General features: G+C 70.3%; 13 protein-coding genes. 1 reads left to right on the top strand and 12 read right to left on the bottom strand.

Annotation, left to right across the window (positions count from 1 at the left end; genetic code table 11):
* Nucleotides 1-13: 13 nt before the first annotated feature.
* The 7 genes from alaS to ACGFY5_RS29935 form a co-directional block, all read right to left on the bottom strand.
* Nucleotides 14-2704: an alanine--tRNA ligase gene (gene alaS / locus ACGFY5_RS29965; RefSeq protein WP_392724936.1), complete on the bottom strand. Its 2691-nt coding sequence runs from the start codon at nucleotides 2702-2704 to the stop codon at nucleotides 14-16.
* A gap of 182 nt (nucleotides 2705-2886) precedes the next feature.
* On the bottom strand, nucleotides 2887-3147 hold the full coding sequence (locus ACGFY5_RS29960; protein ID WP_392724934.1) for a DUF6167 family protein: 261 nt from the start codon (nucleotides 3145-3147) through the stop codon (nucleotides 2887-2889).
* Nucleotides 3147-3569 carry a DUF948 domain-containing protein gene (locus tag ACGFY5_RS29955; RefSeq protein ID WP_392724932.1) on the bottom strand — a complete coding sequence of 141 codons (423 nt, stop codon included), beginning with the start codon at nucleotides 3567-3569 and terminating at the stop codon, nucleotides 3147-3149. Before ACGFY5_RS29955 ends, ACGFY5_RS29960 begins: the two co-directional genes overlap by 1 nt.
* A gap of 144 nt (nucleotides 3570-3713) precedes the next feature.
* Nucleotides 3714-5084, bottom strand: a complete 1371-nt coding sequence (locus tag ACGFY5_RS29950) for a replication-associated recombination protein A (RefSeq protein WP_392725073.1) — start codon at nucleotides 5082-5084, stop codon at nucleotides 3714-3716.
* Between the two features lie 305 nt (nucleotides 5085-5389).
* Nucleotides 5390-7165 (bottom strand): aspartate--tRNA ligase, encoded by a 1776-nt coding sequence (aspS, locus tag ACGFY5_RS29945; protein WP_392724931.1) that lies wholly within the window; start codon nucleotides 7163-7165, stop codon nucleotides 5390-5392.
* Nucleotides 7162-8421: a histidine--tRNA ligase gene (hisS, locus tag ACGFY5_RS29940; protein ID WP_392724929.1), complete on the bottom strand. Its 1260-nt coding sequence runs from the start codon at nucleotides 8419-8421 to the stop codon at nucleotides 7162-7164. Before hisS ends, aspS begins: the two co-directional genes overlap by 4 nt.
* Nucleotides 8418-9101, bottom strand: a complete 684-nt coding sequence (locus ACGFY5_RS29935; RefSeq protein ID WP_392724927.1) for an MBL fold metallo-hydrolase — start codon at nucleotides 9099-9101, stop codon at nucleotides 8418-8420. The genes hisS and ACGFY5_RS29935 overlap by 4 nt, the downstream gene beginning before the upstream one ends.
* 261 nt (nucleotides 9102-9362) lie before the next feature.
* On the opposite strand from ACGFY5_RS29935, the gene ACGFY5_RS29930 reads away from it, so the two are divergent.
* Complete coding sequence (locus tag ACGFY5_RS29930; RefSeq protein WP_392725071.1) at nucleotides 9363-10127, top strand: peptidylprolyl isomerase; 765 nt, start codon at nucleotides 9363-9365, stop codon at nucleotides 10125-10127.
* 89 nt (nucleotides 10128-10216) lie between these two features.
* Here the strand turns inward: ACGFY5_RS29930 and ACGFY5_RS29925 are convergent, their stop codons facing one another.
* The 5 genes from ACGFY5_RS29925 to secD form a co-directional block, all read right to left on the bottom strand.
* The gene (locus tag ACGFY5_RS29925) at nucleotides 10217-10384 is read right to left on the bottom strand and encodes a hypothetical protein (protein ID WP_392724925.1); all 168 of its coding nucleotides are present in this window, start codon (nucleotides 10382-10384) and stop codon (nucleotides 10217-10219) included.
* Nucleotides 10385-10396: 12 nt separating this feature from the next.
* On the bottom strand, nucleotides 10397-12859 hold the full coding sequence (locus ACGFY5_RS29920; RefSeq protein ID WP_392724924.1) for a RelA/SpoT family protein: 2463 nt from the start codon (nucleotides 12857-12859) through the stop codon (nucleotides 10397-10399).
* Nucleotides 12860-12962: 103 nt separating this feature from the next.
* Nucleotides 12963-13550: an adenine phosphoribosyltransferase gene (locus tag ACGFY5_RS29915; protein ID WP_392724923.1), complete on the bottom strand. Its 588-nt coding sequence runs from the start codon at nucleotides 13548-13550 to the stop codon at nucleotides 12963-12965.
* Nucleotides 13547-14725 carry a protein translocase subunit SecF gene (secF, locus tag ACGFY5_RS29910; RefSeq protein ID WP_392724922.1) on the bottom strand — a complete coding sequence of 393 codons (1179 nt, stop codon included), beginning with the start codon at nucleotides 14723-14725 and terminating at the stop codon, nucleotides 13547-13549. Before secF ends, ACGFY5_RS29915 begins: the two co-directional genes overlap by 4 nt.
* Before the next feature lies 1 nt (nucleotide 14726).
* Nucleotides 14727-16745, bottom strand: a complete 2019-nt coding sequence (secD, locus tag ACGFY5_RS29905) for a protein translocase subunit SecD (RefSeq protein ID WP_392724921.1) — start codon at nucleotides 16743-16745, stop codon at nucleotides 14727-14729.
* Between the last annotated feature and the right edge of the window lie 162 nt (nucleotides 16746-16907).

The raw sequence follows: 16907 nt of genomic DNA, 5'->3' as shown, positions 1-16907 counted from the left end.
CCCGAAGAACGACTCACGCAGACGCCACCAGGCCGGAAATCGACGCCAACACGCTCGGCGCCGCGTCCGCCGGCACGCCACCGCCCTGCGCCAGGTCGTCGCTGCCACCGCCGCGGCCCGACAGTGCACCCTTGACCAGCGCGGACGCCGAGATGCCCCGGTCGCGCGCGGCCTGGTTCACCGCGACGACGAGCGACGCCTTGCCGTTCGCGCGCGCGGCAACGGCCACCACGCCCGGCCGATCCGCCGCCAGCCGACCCCGGATCTCCTGCGTCAGCGACCGCACGTCGTTCCCGGCCGTGCCCTCCGGCGCTTCGACCGCGACCACCGCGACACCCTGCACATCCTGAGCCCGGGACGCGATGTCACCGGCCCCGCTCAGCACCGCCGCCGCGCGCAGCTTCTCCAGCTCCCGCTCGGCGTCGCGCAGCTGCGCGACGACCGACGCGACCCGGTCGGGCAGCTCGTCGGGCTTGGCCTTGAACTGCTCGGCCAGCTTCGAGACCAGCAGGTGCTCCTTCGCGAGGAACCGGAACGCGTCCAGACCCACGAGCGCCTCGACCCGGCGCACACCGGAACCGATCGACGCCTCCGAGAGCAGCTTGACGACGCCCAGCTGACCCGAACGGGCCGCATGCGTACCACCGCAGAGCTCGCGGGCGTACTCGCCGACCTCGACGACGCGCACCTCGTCGCCGTACTTCTCGCCGAACAGCGCCATCGCGCCGATCCGCCGCGCCTCGGCCTGCGAGGTGATGAACGCGCGCACCTCGAGGTCGTCGAGCAGAACCGCGTTGACCTCGTCCTCGACGTCGGAGAGCACCGACTGCGGCACCGCGCCCGGCGTGTTGAAGTCGAACCGCAGCCGCCCGGGCGCGTTCAGCGAACCGGCCTGCGTGGCGGACTCACCGAGCGCACCGCGGATCGCGGTGTGGATCAGGTGCGTCGCGGTGTGCGCGCGGGAGATCGCCCGGCGGCGGTCGACGTCGATCGTCGCCAGCACCGGGTCGTCCTGCCGGATCTCGCCGTCGACGACCTTGCCGCGGTGGACGTAGAGGCCCGGCAGCGGCTGCTGGACGTCGAACACCTCGAGCTTGCCGTTCGGCGTGACGATCACACCCTGGTCGGGCTGCTGGCCACCGCCCTCGGCGTAGAACGGGGTCGAGTCGAGGACGACCTCGACCTCCTCGCCCTGGCCGGCGCCGCTGCGGATCCCGCCGTCAGTGCCGACGATGCCGCCGATCCGCCCCTCACGCTCCACCTCGAGGTAGCCGGTGAAGTTCGTCGGGCCGGTGCGGTCGAGGATCGAGCGCAGCACCGAGGTGTCCGCGTGGCCGGTCTTGCGCGCCTGCGCGTCGGCCTTGGCCCGCTTCCGCTGCTCGGACATCAGCCGGCGGAAACCCTCTTCGTCGACGGTGAGGCCCTGCTCGGCCGCCATCTCGAGGGTCAGATCGATCGGGAACCCGTAGGTGTCGTGCAGCTGGAACGCGCTCGAACCCGAAAGCTGCGAGCCACCCTCGGCCTTGGTCGAAGCCACCGCGGTGTCCAGGATGGTCGTTCCGGAGCGCAGCGTCGTGCGGAACGCGTCCTCCTCGGCGTACGCGTAACCGGCGATCCGGGTGTAGTCGGTCTCGACCTCCGGATAGGACGCCTTCATCGCGTCGCGCGCGACCGGGAACAGCTCGGGGAACGACGGGTCCTCGTAGCCGAGCAGACGCATCGAGCGCACCGCGCGGCGCAGGATGCGGCGCAGCACGTAGCCGCGGCCCTCGTTGCTCGGCGTGACACCGTCGCCGATCAGCATCAGCGCCGTGCGGACGTGGTCCGCGACGACACGCAACCGGACGTCGTCCGGGTTGGGGTGACCGTCGTGCTGCTGGTGCGCGGGGTACTTCTTGCCGGACAGGGCCGCCGCGCGGTCCAGGATCGGGCGGACCTCGTCGACCTCGTAGAAGTTGTCGACGCCCTGCAGCAGGAACGCGACGCGCTCCATGCCCATGCCGGTGTCGATGTTCTGCGCCGGCAGGTCGCCGAGGATGGGGTAGTCGGTCTTGCCCTGGCCCGCGCCGCGCTCGAACTGCATGAAGACGAGGTTCCAGAACTCCAGGTACCGGTCGCCGTCCGGCTCCACGCCGGGGGTGTTCACGTACTCGGGGCCGTACTCGGGGCCGCGGTCGATCAGGATCTCCGAGCACGGACCGCACGGACCGGGCACGCCCATCGACCAGAAGTTCGGGCCCTTGCCGAGCCGGATGATGCGCGACTCGGGCACACCGACCGTGTCACGCCACAGCCGGAACGCCTCGTCGTCCTCTTCGTAGACCGAGACCCACAGCTTCGACTCGTCGAAGCCGTAACCGCCGTCGGCGATGGAGTTGGTGCACAACTCCCACGCGTAGCGGATCGCTCCGTCCTTGAAGTAGTCGCCGAAGCTGAAGTTGCCGTTCATCTGGAAGAACGACCCGTGCCGGGTCGTCTTGCCGACCTCGTCGATGTCGAGTGTCCGAACGCACTTCTGGACGCTCGTCGCGCGCGGGTACGGCGGCGTGACCTGACCGAGGAAGTACGGCTTGAACGGCACCATTCCTGCGTTGACGAACAGCAGGTTGGGGTCGTCGGCGATCAGTCCCGCGCTCGGGACCACGGTGTGGCCACGGTTCGCGAAGTGATCGAGGAAGCGTTGCCGGATCTCAGAGGTCTTCATCGCCAGGTCCGTCGGTTCGAATGGGATCGTTCTCGACACTATCTCTCGCCCGCGCGGGCCAGCGCTGCCCATATACGACGCCCGCGCTCGCGCGCGGGCGTCCGGACGAAACGCGGACGGCAGCTGCGACCCAGGGCGGCGGCCGGCGTAGTTCCGCCTGGGCGGAGCCGGACCGCACGGCCTCAGGGTGCCCGGTGTGCGCCGCCTTCGGGGGTACCGGTCTGCCCTTCGGCCAGGGCGCGGGTCAGCTCGACCTCGTGCTCGGCCATCGCGACACGGGCGTCCTCGAGGAACTCACGCACCGAGTCGAGCAGGCCCACCGCCGAGCCGCGCGCGGAGTTCGCCAGGCCCTTCGGGCTGTAGGCCTCCGCGGTCCGGCTGATCTTCCGGACGACGAGGATGCCGACCGCGGCGCCGACGCCGATCCAGAACAGCCGACGCATCAGGCCCTCCGCCGCTTCTTGAGCTCGTCGCGGATCTCCCGCTCGACCTCGTTGGCCTTGCGCGCCCGCAGCGCGGACCGCACGCCGTAGCTGAACGCCGCGGCCTTCACGAGCGGGCCCGACACCGTGGCGCCGAACAGGGTGGTGACCTGGGCGATGCTGCCGGTCACGGCACCAACGTGATCGGTGAGCGTGTCGACCTTGTCGAGCTGGTGGTTCACACCGCCCAGCGTCTGGTTGACACCCTCGACCGTGACGTGGGCGCTGGCCAGGATCGGCACCGCCTGCTCGGTGATGTCGGTGATGGCCTTGGTGGCTGCATCGACCGTACGGCCGAGCTTGATCAGCGGCACGGCGAGCGCACCGACCAGAAGAACGAACGCAACGGCGGCAATGATGGCCGCGATTCCGCCGAGAGACACCGGCGAGTCTCCTTGGATGAGTGGGCTCGGGGTGAACAGACCCTACCGCCTGCGGCGATCACGCTCAGCGCAGGACCCGGTGTGGCGCACGAGACGCCTCGGGCAGGAGTAAACGCTCCCCCGCGGGGAACTCTTCGCCCCCGGCTAGCGTGCGGGCTTGGAGTTTCCGCGGACGGCGGCGCGGATTCGGTCGAGGCGTTCGGCGATGGGGCGTTCGGTGCCGCGTCCGGTGGGGCGGTAGTAGTCCCGGCCGACGAGTTCGTCCGGGACGTACTGTTGCGCGACGACGCCGGCCGGATCGTCGTGCGGGTACTTGTAGCCTTTGCCGTGGCCGAGTGTCTTCGCGCCGGGGTAGTGCGCGTCGCGGAGCGCGGGTGGGACGGTGCCGGTTTTTCCGGCGGCGACGTCGGCCAGCGCGGCGCTGATCGCGGTGGTGACAGCATTCGACTTCGGAGCGGTGGCGCAGTGGACCACCGCGTGCGCGAGCGTGAGCTGGCCCTCGGGGAGGCCGATCAGCTGCACGGTCTGGGCGGCGGCGACCGCGGTCTGGAGCGCGGTGGGATCGGCCATGCCGATGTCCTCGCTGGCGAAGATCATCAGCCGCCGGGCGATGAAGCGCGGGTCCTCCCCGGCGGTCAGCATCCGTGCGAGCCAGTGCAGGGACGCGTCTACGTCGGAGCCGCGCATGCTCTTGATGAACGCACTCACCACGTCGTAGTGCGCGTCTCCGTCGCGGTCGTACCGCACCGCTGCCCGGTCCACCGCCGCCTCAGCGGTAGCCAGGTCGATCTCCACCGCTCCGTTCCTACCTTTCCCCGACGCCACCAAGCCCGCCGCAGCGTCGCCGGCCTCGGTAGCGCCCTCCGCCGGCGCATCGGCCGCGCGGGTATCGGCGGCGCGCACTGCTGCCAGGGCGGCGTCTGCGGCTGCTTCCAAGGCCGTCAGGGAGCGGCGGGCGTCGCCGGCGGCCAGGCGGACGAGGTGGTCTTCGGCCTCTGCGGCGAGGGCTACTGCGCCGTTCAGGCCGCGGGGGTCCGACACTGCTCGGCGGAGGAGTTCGCGGATGTCGTCCTCTTCCAGCGGCACCAGCGTGAGGAGCAGCGACCGGGAGAGCAGCGGGGCCACGACCGAGAACGACGGGTTCTCGGTGGTCGCGGCCACGAGCGTGACCGTCCGGTCCTCGACCGCGGCCAGCAGCGAGTCCTGCTGGGTCTTGGAGAACCGGTGCACCTCGTCGACGAACAGCACCGTGTAGACGCCCCGGCGGCGCTCGAGCTTCGCCTGCTCGATCACCGCGCGTACGTCCTTGACCCCCGCGGACAGGGCGGACAGCGCCACGAACCGCCGGGACGTGGCGCGGGAGACCAGATGCGCGATCGTGGTCTTGCCGGCGCCCGGCGGGCCCCACAGGATCACCGACAGCGGGGCGTCCCCTTCGACCAACCGCCGCAACGGCGACCCCGGCGCCAACAGGTGCCGCTGCCCCACCAGTTCGTCGAGCGTCCGCGGCCGCATCCGCACAGCCAGCGGCGCGTACGGATCCACCCAGTCACGCCCGCCCGCGCCCGACGCGGCCGAGTGCACCGGTGCGCCGGTGCCGGCGATCCGTGCCGGTGCCGGTGCGGCGGGATCCTCCGCGAGCCCGTCGAACAAACTTTCGGTCTCCACGGCCCGACCCTATCCGCCGCCCGAGCCCCCGAACGATGTCGAGTCAGCCCCGTAGGGGCGTTCGGGCTCCACGAAACGCCGCGGGTCCTTCCCGGCGCGAACGAGCGCATGTACGACGCGCCGCCGGCGACCCGGCGGCGCGACGTACCCGCTTAGGACTTCTCCTTCGGCTTCCCGTCGACGCCGGCCTCCTTGCGCTGACGCTCCGAGATCGGCGCGGGGGCGCCGGTCAGCGGGTCGCCGCCCGAACCGAGCTTCGGGAACGCGATGACGTCACGGATCGACTCCATGCCCGCCAGCAGCGCGCACAGCCGGTCCCAGCCGAGCGCGATACCGCCGTGCGGCGGCGCGCCGTACTTGAACGCCTCGAGCAGGAAGCCGAACTTGGCCTGCTGGTCCTCCTCGGACAGTCCGAGAACCTGGAACACGCGTTCCTGCACGGACCGGTCGTGGATACGGATCGAGCCGCCGCCGATCTCGTTGCCGTTGAGCACGATGTCGTAAGCCCAGGCCAGTGCCTCGCCCGGCGACGACTCGAACGTGCCGATCCAGTCCGAGTTCGGCGAGGTGAACGGGTGGTGCACAGCCGTCCAGGCACCCTTGGCGCCCTCGACGCCGATCTCTCCGCCGCCGACCGGCTCGAACATCGGCGCGTCGACCACCCAGAGGAACTCCCAGCGGGACTCGTCGATCAGCCCGCAGCGGCGGCCGATCTCCAGCCGGGCCGCGCCGAGCAGCTCCAGCGTTCCGTGCCGCTCCCCCGCGCCGAAGAACACCGCGTCGCCGGGCTTCGCGCCGACCGCGTCGGCCAGGCCGGCCAGGTGCTCCTCGGAGAGGTTCTTGGCCACCGGGCCGCGGGTCTCGCCGGTCTCGGCGTCGAACAGCACGTAGGCGAGTCCCTTCGCGCCGCGCGAGCGGGCCCACTCCTGCCAGCCGTCGAGCTCCTTGCGCGTCTGCGACGCGCCACCCGGCATCACTACCGCACCGACGTGCGCGGCCTGGAACACCCGGAAGCTCGTGCCCGCGAAGTACGACGTGAGGTCGACGAGCTCGTTGCCGAACCGGACGTCGGGCTTGTCCGAGCCGTAGCGGGTCATCGCGTCGGCGTAGGTGAGGCGCGGCAGGGGCAGCGGAATCTCGTACCCGGCCACCTCACGCCAGATCGCGGACACGACAGCCTCGCCGACCTCGATGACGTCGTCCTGCGTCACGAACGACATCTCGATGTCGAGCTGGGTGAACTCCGGCTGCCGGTCGGCGCGGAAGTCCTCGTCCCGGTAGCAGCGGGCGATCTGGTAGTACCGCTCCATCCCGGCCACCATCAGCAGCTGCTTGAACAACTGCGGCGACTGGGGCAGCGCGTACCACGAGCCCGGCTGCAGACGCGCCGGCACCAGGAAGTCGCGGGCGCCCTCGGGCGTCGAGCGGGTCAGCGTCGGCGTCTCGATCTCGACGAACTCCCGCTCACCGAGCTCGCGGCGGGCGATCGCGCTGACCTGGCTGCGCAGCCGCAGGGCCGCGGCCTGCTGCGAACGGCGCAGGTCGAGGTAGCGGTACTTGAGTCGGGCCTCTTCGCCGACCTCACCGGCGGCCTGGCCGTCGATCGGGAACGGCAGCGGAGCGGCCTCGCTGAGCACGGTGAGTTCACTGGCGACGACCTCGATCGCGCCGGTCGGCAGGTCGGGGTTCTCGTTGCCCTCCGGACGCGGGCGCACGTCACCGGTGATGCGGATGCAGTACTCCGACCGGAGCGCGTGCCCCTCCTCCTCGCGCAGCACGACCTGGACGTACCCGGAGGCGTCCCGGAGGTCGACGAAGATGACCCCACCGTGGTCACGGCGGCGGGCCACCCACCCGGAGAGGGTGACGGTCTGCCCCGCGTGCTCGGCGCGCAGGGCACCGGCCTTATGGGTGCGGTAGGTGGTCACGACAGGAGCTCCTTGACGGTGCGGGCGAGGTCGGTCAGCGGTACGGCCCGCTGCTCGGCGGTGGTCAGGTCTTTCAGCTGCGCGGCGCCCTCGGCGAGATCGCGCTCGCCCAGGACGATCGCGTAACGCGCGCCGGAGCGGTCAGCGGCCTTCATGGCGCCCTTGAGACCCTTGCCGCCGAACGCGAAGTCGGAGCTCACGCCCTCGGCGCGCAGCTCGGTGAGGATCTGCAGGCCACGGCGGCGGGCTTCGTCGCCGAGCGGCACGACGAACGCGCTCACCCGGGGCGCGGGCTCACCCACGAGGCCTTCCGCGCGCATCGCGAGCAGCGTCCGATCGACGCCGACCGCGTAGCCGATGCCGGACACGTCCGGACCGCCGAGCTCCTTGGAGAGCCCGTCGTAGCGTCCGCCGCCGCCGATCGCCGACTGCGCGCCGAGCCCGTTGTGGACGAACTCGTACGTCGTCTTCGTGTAGTAGTCGAGGCCGCGGACGAGGCGGGGCGCCTCTTTCCAGGTGATGCCGAGGTTCGTCAGGTGCTCGCGGACCTCGTCGTAGTGCTTCTGGCAGTCGTCGCAGAGGTGGTCGACCATCAGCGGCGCGGCGGTGAGCTGCGCGGCCACCTCGGGGCGCTTGTCGTCGAGCACGCGGAGCGGGTTGATCGCGGCCCGCCGGCGGGTCTCCTCGTCGAGGTCGAGCCCGGCCAGGAACTCCTGCAGCTTCTCGCGGTACTGCGGACGGCAGTTGGCGTCACCGAGCGACGTGAGCTGCAGTTCGTAGTTCGTCAGGCCCAGTTCGGCGAACCCGGCGACCCCGAGCGCGACCACTTCGGCGTCCAGCGCCGGGTCGTCGACGCCGAGCGCCTCCATGTCGACCTGGGTGAAGTGCCGGTAGCGCCCGGCCTGCGGCCGCTCGTACCGGAAGTTCGACCCGACCGCGTACAGCTTCACCGGCAGCTGCCCCGCGTAGAGCTTGTGCTCGATGAAGGCCCGCATCAGGCCCGCCGTCAGCTCCGGCCGCAGCGTCAGCGACCGGCCTCCCCGGTCGTCGAACGTGTACATCTCTTTGCTGACGACGTCCGTCGACTCGCCGACGCCACGGGCGAACAGCGCGGTGTCCTCGAAGACCGGCGTCTCGATGTAGCCGTACCCCGACCGCCGCAGCGGCGCGGTGAGGGCGTCCCGGACCGCGAGGAACGTCGCGGAGTCGGGGGGAAGGGTGTCGAAGGTCCCCTTCGGAGCGGAAAAGCTGGTCACAGGCCGGTCCTTGGAAGATCAGAGGCTACTTGCAGCAGATAGGGGTTCGTGGCGAGCTCACGCGCGATCGTGGTGTCGGGCCCGTGGCCGGGCTTCACCACCGTGGCGTCGTCCATCGGGAGCACGATGTCCGCGAGGGACGCCAGCATGTCCTGGGCACTGCCGCCGGGCAGGTCGACGCGGCCGATCGAGCCGGCGAACAGCAGGTCACCGGAGAACAGGACCGGGGCATCCGGGGTCTCGACGCCGAACACGAGTGAGCCCGGGGTGTGGCCGGGGGCGAGCCGCACGCTCAGGGTGACGCCGGCCAGTTCGAGCGGTTGCCCGTCGGCCAGCATCGTCACGTCGCTCGGCTCGGTGTACTCCAGCCCGAACATCGGGGTGCCCTTCGGTGCCCCGATGTAGCTCCACGGGTCGGCCAGCTGATCGGCGTCGGCCGGGTGGATGTACGCGGGGATGTCCTTCGCGCCGCAGACCGGGGCCACCGAGAACGTGTGGTCGATGTGCCCGTGGGTGAGGATCACCGCCGCCGGATGCAGCCGATGCTCGGTCAGGACGTCCTCGAGCTGGTCGACCACGCCGATCCCCGGATCGATGATCACGCACTGTTCGCCTGCCGCGGGGGCGACGACCCAACAGTTGGTGCCGAGCGCGGGGGCCGGAAATCCGGCGATGAGCACGAGAGTCCCTTCTTTCAACGTTTCCGTAAGCCTACCGATCGGGGTTGGTGGAAGCCGACCGCCTTTCTCCTGGCGTCACAGCGGGGTATTAGCCCCTTCCCTAGGGGCGCGCCGTACACTCGGCCGCACGCGCGGGCCCAGGCCCGCCCTCGTGCGGGTCTCCTCGGCCCGCCTTTGCGAGACCAGGACCCGAACGGAGAGCACGGAGTGCCGACGAAGGATCGCCAGCGGCAGCTGGCCCGCGCCAAACTCGAACGGCAGATGGCCCGGCGGGCCGCGGCGGCCAAGCGACGCCGTCAGACGCAGGCCGCCGTGGGTGCGGGTATCGCGCTCCTGCTGGTGGTCGTCGGAGTCGGTTTCCTGGTCGCGAACCTGGGTGGTGACGACGACAAGAAGGCCGCCACCACCACCGAGGCCGCCGGTCCGCAGTGCGACTACCAGAAGGCCGACGCCAGCACCGGCAAGGTGAAGGACGTCGGAACGCCGCCGACCACGAACGTGCCCGAGACCGGCACCCGCACGGTGACGATGACGACGAACCTCGGCGCTGTCGATTTCACGCTCGACCAGGCGGCCGCGCCGTGCACGAGCAACAGCTTCGCGTTCCTCGCGGGCAAGAAGTTCTACGACAAGACGAGCTGCCACCGGCTGACGACGGCCGGCATCTTCGTGCTGCAGTGCGGTGACCCGTTCGCGGACGGAACCGGTGGTCCGGCGTACCGCTACGGCACCGAGAACCTGCCGACGAACCAGCACCCGCCGTATCCGGCCGGCACGATCGCGATGGCGAAGTCGTCCGAGGAGATCTCGGTCGGTTCGCAGTTCTTCATCGTGTACAAGGACATCCCCGAGGGTTCGCTGGGTGCCGACTACACGGTGGTCGGGAAGGTCACGAAGGGTCTCGATCTGATCGTGAAGGCCGCCGAGAAGGGTGTCACGCCCGCCGACGCGAGCAACCCGGGCGACGGCAAGCCCAAGCAGGCCGTCACCATCAACACGCTCACCGTCTCGCCTGCCGCGAGCTAGTCCGCGCACGAAGAAGCGGCCGCGCCCTCCGGGCGCGGCCGCTTCTTACTGTTCTGACCTGGAGCCCGCCGAGGGCGGCGGGCCGCCCACTAGCCCTGCTGGGCTACATCGGGTGTCGGGTCCGGGGTGGGGGCCGTGGTCTCCTGGAGGGAGCCCGTTTCGCGGAACGACTCGAGGCCGACGATCTTGGCTCGAACCTTGCCGGGCTCCAGCGGCTCCCCCGCCACCTTGCTGGGCAATCTGCGCTCGATGCTCATGGAAGCGCCTCCTTAGCCTGACGTCACACGGTACGCGTCGTAGACGCCCTCGACCCGGCGGACCACCCGCAACAGGTGCCCGAGGTGCTTCGGATCGGCCATCTCGAACGTGAACTTCGAGACCGCCACCCGGTCCCGGGTCGTGCTGACCGTCGCCGACAGGATGTTGACCTTCTCGTCCGAGAGCACCTTCGTGACGTCGGACAGCAGGCGGTGCCGGTCGAGCGCCTCCACCTGGATCGCGACCAGGAACGTGGACCCGGCGGTCGGCGCCCACGACACCTCGACCAGCCGCTCGTCCTGCCGCTTGAGGTCGGTGGCGTTCGTGCAGTCCTCGCGGTGCACGCTGATCATGCCGCTGCGCGTGACGAACCCGAGGATCGAGTCACCCGGCACCGGCGTACAGCACTTCGCGAGCTTCACCCACACGTCGTCGCCGGCGTTGCTGACGATGACACCCGGATCACCGGGGCCGGCCGGCCGCGACCGGTGCCGCGCCGGACGCGCGGTCTCGGCGAGGTCCTCGGTGGCGCCCTCGGCCCCGCCCAGCGACGCGACCACCCGCTGCACGACCGCCTGCGCGGACACCTGGTTCTCCCCGACCGCGGCGTAGAGCGCGCTGATGTCGGACAGGTGCAGGTCACGCGCGATCGTGAGCAACGCGTCGCCGCCGAGCAGCCGCTGCAGCGGCAGGCCCTGCTTGCGCATGACCCGCTGCAACGCGTCCTTGCCGGACTCGATCGCGTCCTCGCGCCGCTCCTTGGCGAAGTACTGGCGGATCTTCGTGCGCGCCCGGGGGCTCTTGACGAAGCTCAACCAGTCCTGGCTGGGACCGGCGTTCTCGGACTTCGACGTGAAGATGTCGACGGTGTCGCCGTTGTTGAGCGTGCTCTCCAGCGGCACCAGCTTGCCGTTGACCCGGGCACCGATGCAGCGGTGCCCGACCTCGGTGTGCACGGCGTACGCGAAGTCGACCGACGTCGAGTCCTTCGGCAGCGCCACCACGTCGCCCTTGGGCGTGAAGACGTAGACCTCCTGGCCACCCAGGTCGAAGCGGAGCGCCTCGAGGAACTCCCCCGGGTCGCTCGCCTCGCGCTGCCAGTCGAGCAGCTGACGCAGCCAGGCCATGTCGTCGACGGTGGCCGGCGGACCGGCGATCTCGGCGCCCTTCGTCTCCTTGTACTTCCAGTGCGCGGCGATGCCGTATTCGGCGGTGCGGTGCATCGCCAGCGTGCGGATCTGCAGCTCGATCGGCTTGCCCTCGGGGCCGATGACCGTCGTGTGCAGCGACTGGTACATGTTGAACTTCGGCATCGCGATGTAGTCCTTGAAGCGGCCGGGAACCGGCTGCCAGGACGCGTGGATGACGCCGAGCGCGGCGTAACAGTCGCGCACCGAGTCGACCAGCACACGGATGCCGACCAGGTCGTAGATGTCGGCGAAGTCGCGGCCCCGGACGATCATCTTCTGGTAGATCGAGTAGTAGTGCTTCGGCCGCCCGACCACGGTGGCGCGGATCTTCGCGTTCTTCAGGTCGTTCTGCACCTGCGACGTGACGTCGGCCAGCCCCCGGTCACGCGCCGGCGAGTGCTCCTGCACCAGCCGCGCGATCTCCTCGTACCGCTTCGGGTACAGGGTCATGAACGCGAGGTCTTCCAGCTCCCACTTGACCGTGTTCATGCCCAGCCGGTGGGCCAGCGGGGCCAGCACGTCGAGCGTCTCGCGCGCCTTCTTCTCCTGCTTGGGGCGGGGCAGGAAGCGCAGCGTGCGCATGTTGTGCAGCCGGTCGGCGAGCTTGATGACCAGGACGCGGGGGTCGCGCGCCATCGCGACGACCATCTTGCGGATCGTCTCGGCCTCGGCGGCGTCGCCGAACTGCACCTTGTCGAGCTTGGTGACGCCGTCGACGAGGTGCGCGACCTCGCCACCGAAATCGGCGTGCAGCTGCTCGAGCGTGTACCCGGTGTCCTCCACGGTGTCGTGCAGGAGCGCGGCCACCAGCGTGGTGGTGTCCATACCCAGCTCGGCGAGGATCGTCGCGACCGCGAGCGGGTGGGTGATGTACGGGTCGCCGGACTTGCGCAGCTGCCCGCGGTGGAACTGCTCGGCGACGTCGTACGCCTTCTGCAGCAGCCGCACGTCGGCCTTGGGGTGCGCACCCCGGTGGGTGGCGACCAACGGCTCGAGAACGACGTTCACCGCACCCTGCCAGGACGGGGCGCTGAAACGCGCGAGCGCGGCACGGACGCGGCGGCCGGTGGGCGCCCCGATGCCGGCCGGCTCCGCGCCGTTGTTGGTGGCGACCGCCGAATCAGCGTGCGGCAGCGCACCGCTCGGCAGGGCGCCGTCGGTGACCACCGGCGCAGCCGCGTCTGCACCGGGGACAGGGACAGGATCCCGCTGGCCACCGGCGACCGTCGGCGCGACGTCTGACACAGGCCGCTCCCTCTGCTGGACGCATCGAGCTCTCTCCATGCTACGCGGGCGGCACTCGTCGACCGCGCCGCCTTCCACAGGAGCCCAGGACAGCGACTGCTGCCCTTCTGGTCACAACACCTAGGCCGTCCGGTTGATGCCCTTACACCGTTAGCAAGGCGTGCACTTCCCGTTCGCCGAGGCGCGAGCGCCCATCGAGGAACGCCAGTTCCATCAGCACCGAGAACCCCACGACGTTCCCACCGGCCTGCTCGACCAACGAGATCGCGGCCGCGGCCGTGCCGCCGGTGGCCAGCACGTCGTCGAGGAGCAGCACCCGGGCACCGGGGTCGAACGCGTCCGCGTGAACTTCGAGCACGGCCTCGCCGTACTCGAGGGCATAAGCCGCCGACACCGTCGTGCGCGGCAGCTTTCCGGCCTTCCGGATCGGCACCAGGCCCGCACCGCTGGCGTACGCCACGGCGGCCGCCAGCACGAATCCGCGCGCCTCGATCCCGGCGACGACGTCGAACGCGCCCCCGTACTCCGTCGCGATCGCGTCGATCACCTGCGCGAACGCGGGTCCGTCGGCGAACAGCGGGGTGAGGTCCTTGAACCCGACGCCGGGCTTCGGGAAGTCCGGGACGTCGACGACGTGCGCGGCGATCAAGTCGCGCACGGCCGCCGGCGTGACCGGACCGCTGCCGATCCGGCCACCGACCGGACCGTGTGACACATGTTCAGCCGTCATCGCTTCTTGCGGCTCCCGCTCGGGCGACCCGGACGGCTGCCACCGGAACGCCGGCGGTTCTGCTGCTGCGCCGGCCGGGTGGTGCTCCGGGTACGGGCGCTCGCCGCGGCGGTGGCCGGCTCGCGGTCGACGTCGTCCGTGTCGTCGTCGACGTCGGTGATCTCGTCCACCTGGTCGTCGTCGTCAGCGACCGTCTCGGCGACCTTGGGAGCGTTCGCGCGCTTGTTCCTCACGCGCTCCTTGAGCGCCTTGTAGCGCGGCTCGCGCTCCTTCATGTCGACCAGCCACGGCGTCGCCAGGAACAGCGACGAGTAAGCACCGGCCGCCAGACCGACGAACAGCACCAGCGCGAGGTCCTTGAGCGTGCCGACGCCGAGCAGGCCCGCACCGACGAACAGCAGACCACCGACGGGCAGCAGCGAGATCAGCGAGGTGTTGATCGAGCGCATCAGCGTCTCGTTCACCGCGTTGTTCGCGGCCTCGGCGTAGTCGATGCGCGAACCGCCGACGATGCCGCGGGTGTCCTCGGAGACCTTGTCGAACACGACGACCGTGTCGTACAGCGAGAAACCGAGGATCGTCAAAAGACCGACGATCGTCGACGGCGTCACCTCGAAGCCGACGATCGAGTAGACACCGGCCGTCAACAGCAGGTCGTGCAGCAGCGCCAGGAGCGCGGCGATCGCCATCTTCGCCTCGAACCGGATCGCCAGGTACGCGGCGACCAGGACGAGGAAGACGACCAGCGCGATCAGCGCCTTGTCGGTGACCTGCCCGCCCCAGGACGAGCTCACCGCGTTGTCGGTGATGTCGTTGGCGCTGATGTCGTACTTCTCGGCGAGCGTCTGCTTGATCTCGGTGGTCTGCGCCGGGCTCAGCGACGCGGTCTTGAGAACGAACTTCGCGTCGTCGCCGCGGCCGGCCTCCTGCTGCGTCTGCACCTCGACGCCGGCGTCGTCGACGGTCTCGGCGACCTGCTCCAGCGTGACGCCCTTCGGCTGCTGGAACACGAACGACGTACCACCGGAGAACTCGATGCCCCAGTTGAAGCCCCGGAACGCGATCGTGGCGATCAGGAGAACACCGATCACCAGGGACGCGATGTACCAGCGCTTCCGGGAACCGATGAAGTCCCAGTTCGTTTCGCCCCGGTAGAGGCGTCCGGCCAGTCCCATCTCAGGACTCCTTCGGGCTGACACGACGGGCGGTCGCGCGCCGTCCGGCAGCTCCGGCGGCAGGCGCGTCGGAGGCCTTACGCAGCGTACCCAGCCCGGAGAAGCGCGGTGACGTGAACCGCTTCGACCGGGAGAGCAGGGCGACCAGCGGGTGGGTGAAGAGGAAAACGATGATGATGTCGACCAGCGTGGACAGGCCCAGCGTGAACGCGAAGCCCTTCACGGCGCCGACGGCCAGGATGTAGAGCACCGCGGCGGCGAGGAACGACACCGCGTCGGCCGACAGGATCGTGCGCCGGGCGCGGACCCAGGCCCGGGGAACCGCCGAGCGGACGCTGCGGCCGTCGCGCACCTCGTCCTTCAATCGTTCGAAGAAGACGACGAACGAGTCGGCGGTGATACCGACCGCGACGATGAAGCCGGCGACACCGGCGAGCGTCAGCGTGAGGCCGATCTGGCGTCCGAGCAGGATGATCGACGCGTAGATGATCGCGCCGGACGCGACCAGGCTGGCGATCGTCACCAGGCCCAGGGCCCGGTAGTAGAGCAGCGAGTAGATGACGACGAGGCCCAGGCCGATGCCACCGGCGAGCAGGCCGGCTTCGAGCTGCTCGATGCCGAGCGTCGGGCTGATCGTCTCCGCGGTCTCGACCGTGAACGAGAGCGGCAGCGCGCCGAACTTCAGCTTCGCCGCGAGGTCCTGCGCCTCGGCCTTGGTGAACTGACCGCTGATCTGGGTGTCACCGGTGATCACCTGGTTGGTGGTGGGCGCCGAGACCACGTCGTTGTCCAGGACGACCGCGACCTGCTTGTTCAGCGTGGCCTTGGTGAGGTCGGTCCACTTGTCCTGGCCCTTGCTGTTGAACTTCAGGTTGACGATCCAGCCACCCTGCCGCTGGTCGAAGGTGAAGCTCGCGGTGTTGATGTCGGTGCCGACGACACCGGCCTTCTCCAGCTTGTACTTCGTGGTGTCCTGGCAGGCGACGACCTGCTGGTTGACCGGGTCGACCGAACCGGCCGGACGCTCGTTGAGCATCTTGCAGGTGATCCACGGGACCTTGAACTGCCAGTCGATCGGCAGCGCGGCGACCTCGGCCTCGGTCAGCTTCTTGGCGCCCGGCTCGAAGATCGCGGCGAGCTGCGGGTTGGTGGCCGCACCGGCGAAGTCCTCGGCGGTGCCCTGCTGGACGTAGGTCGCGGCTTCCGCCGGGAACTTGGCCAGCGCGGACTTCTGCAGCGCGGCCTGGCTCGCCGACGTCGGTGTCGCGGCCGGGGTCGGACTCGGGCTCCCCGACGGGGTGGCACCGGCGGACGCGGACGGGCTCGCCGCAGCGGACGGCGACGCGGGCGCCGACGGGGTCGGCGTGTCCTCAGCGGCGGAGAACGCGGCCGGAGCGGCCGCGGGCGCCGCCTGCGGGGCGGACCCGCCGCCACCGGCGGCGTCGCTACCGCCGCCGCCGTTGCCCGAGGCGGACGGGCTGGCGTTGGTCTGGGCGGACGTCGACGTGCTGGGCGACGCGCTGCCGGACGGGGTCGCGCTGCCGGACGGGTTGGGGCTCGCCGTGCCGGACGTCGACGGGGTCGGCGTGGCCGCGAGCGACGCGGTCGCCTTGATCGCGTCGATGTCCTGGGCGGACTCGAGAACCGCGCGGAACCGCAGCTGGGCCGGCTCGCCGACCTGCTTGATCGCGTCGTTGTTCTCGCCCGGGGCGTTGATGACGATGTTGCTGTCGCCCTCGGTGACGACCTCGGCCTCGGCGACACCGGTTCCGTTGACCCGGTTCTCGATGATCTGCCGCGCCTGTTCGAGCTGCTCGGCGTCGGGCGCCTTGCCGTTCTCCTGCGCCGCGCGGAGCGTCACCGTGGTGCCGCCCTGCAGGTCGAGACCGAGCCGGGGCGTGAGCTTGTCGGTGACCGACCCCTTGCCCTGAAGGAACACGAGCGCGTAGAGCGCGATCACGATGACCGCGAGGACGGCGAGATACCGCCCGGCACGCAGCTGTCCGCGAGGTGGTGCCACGCTGAAAGGTCTCCTTCAGTGCTCCGGGCGGCATTGCTTGCTGCCCCGGGTGAGTTCTCCGTTACCGCCGCGCGAGTGCGTGGCCCGGCCCGGCCTCGTGGTCGGCTCGGGAGCAGCGGCGGTACGTCCGATTGGTGACGCTATCCGGTCGGCCCGCGACGT

Source organism: Cryptosporangium sp. NPDC048952 (assembly GCF_043197895.1).
Lineage (GTDB): Bacteria > Actinomycetota > Actinomycetes > Mycobacteriales > Cryptosporangiaceae > Cryptosporangium.
The sequence above is the reverse complement of the archived record's forward strand: the minus strand, read 5'-3'. Positions and strand labels throughout refer to the sequence as shown.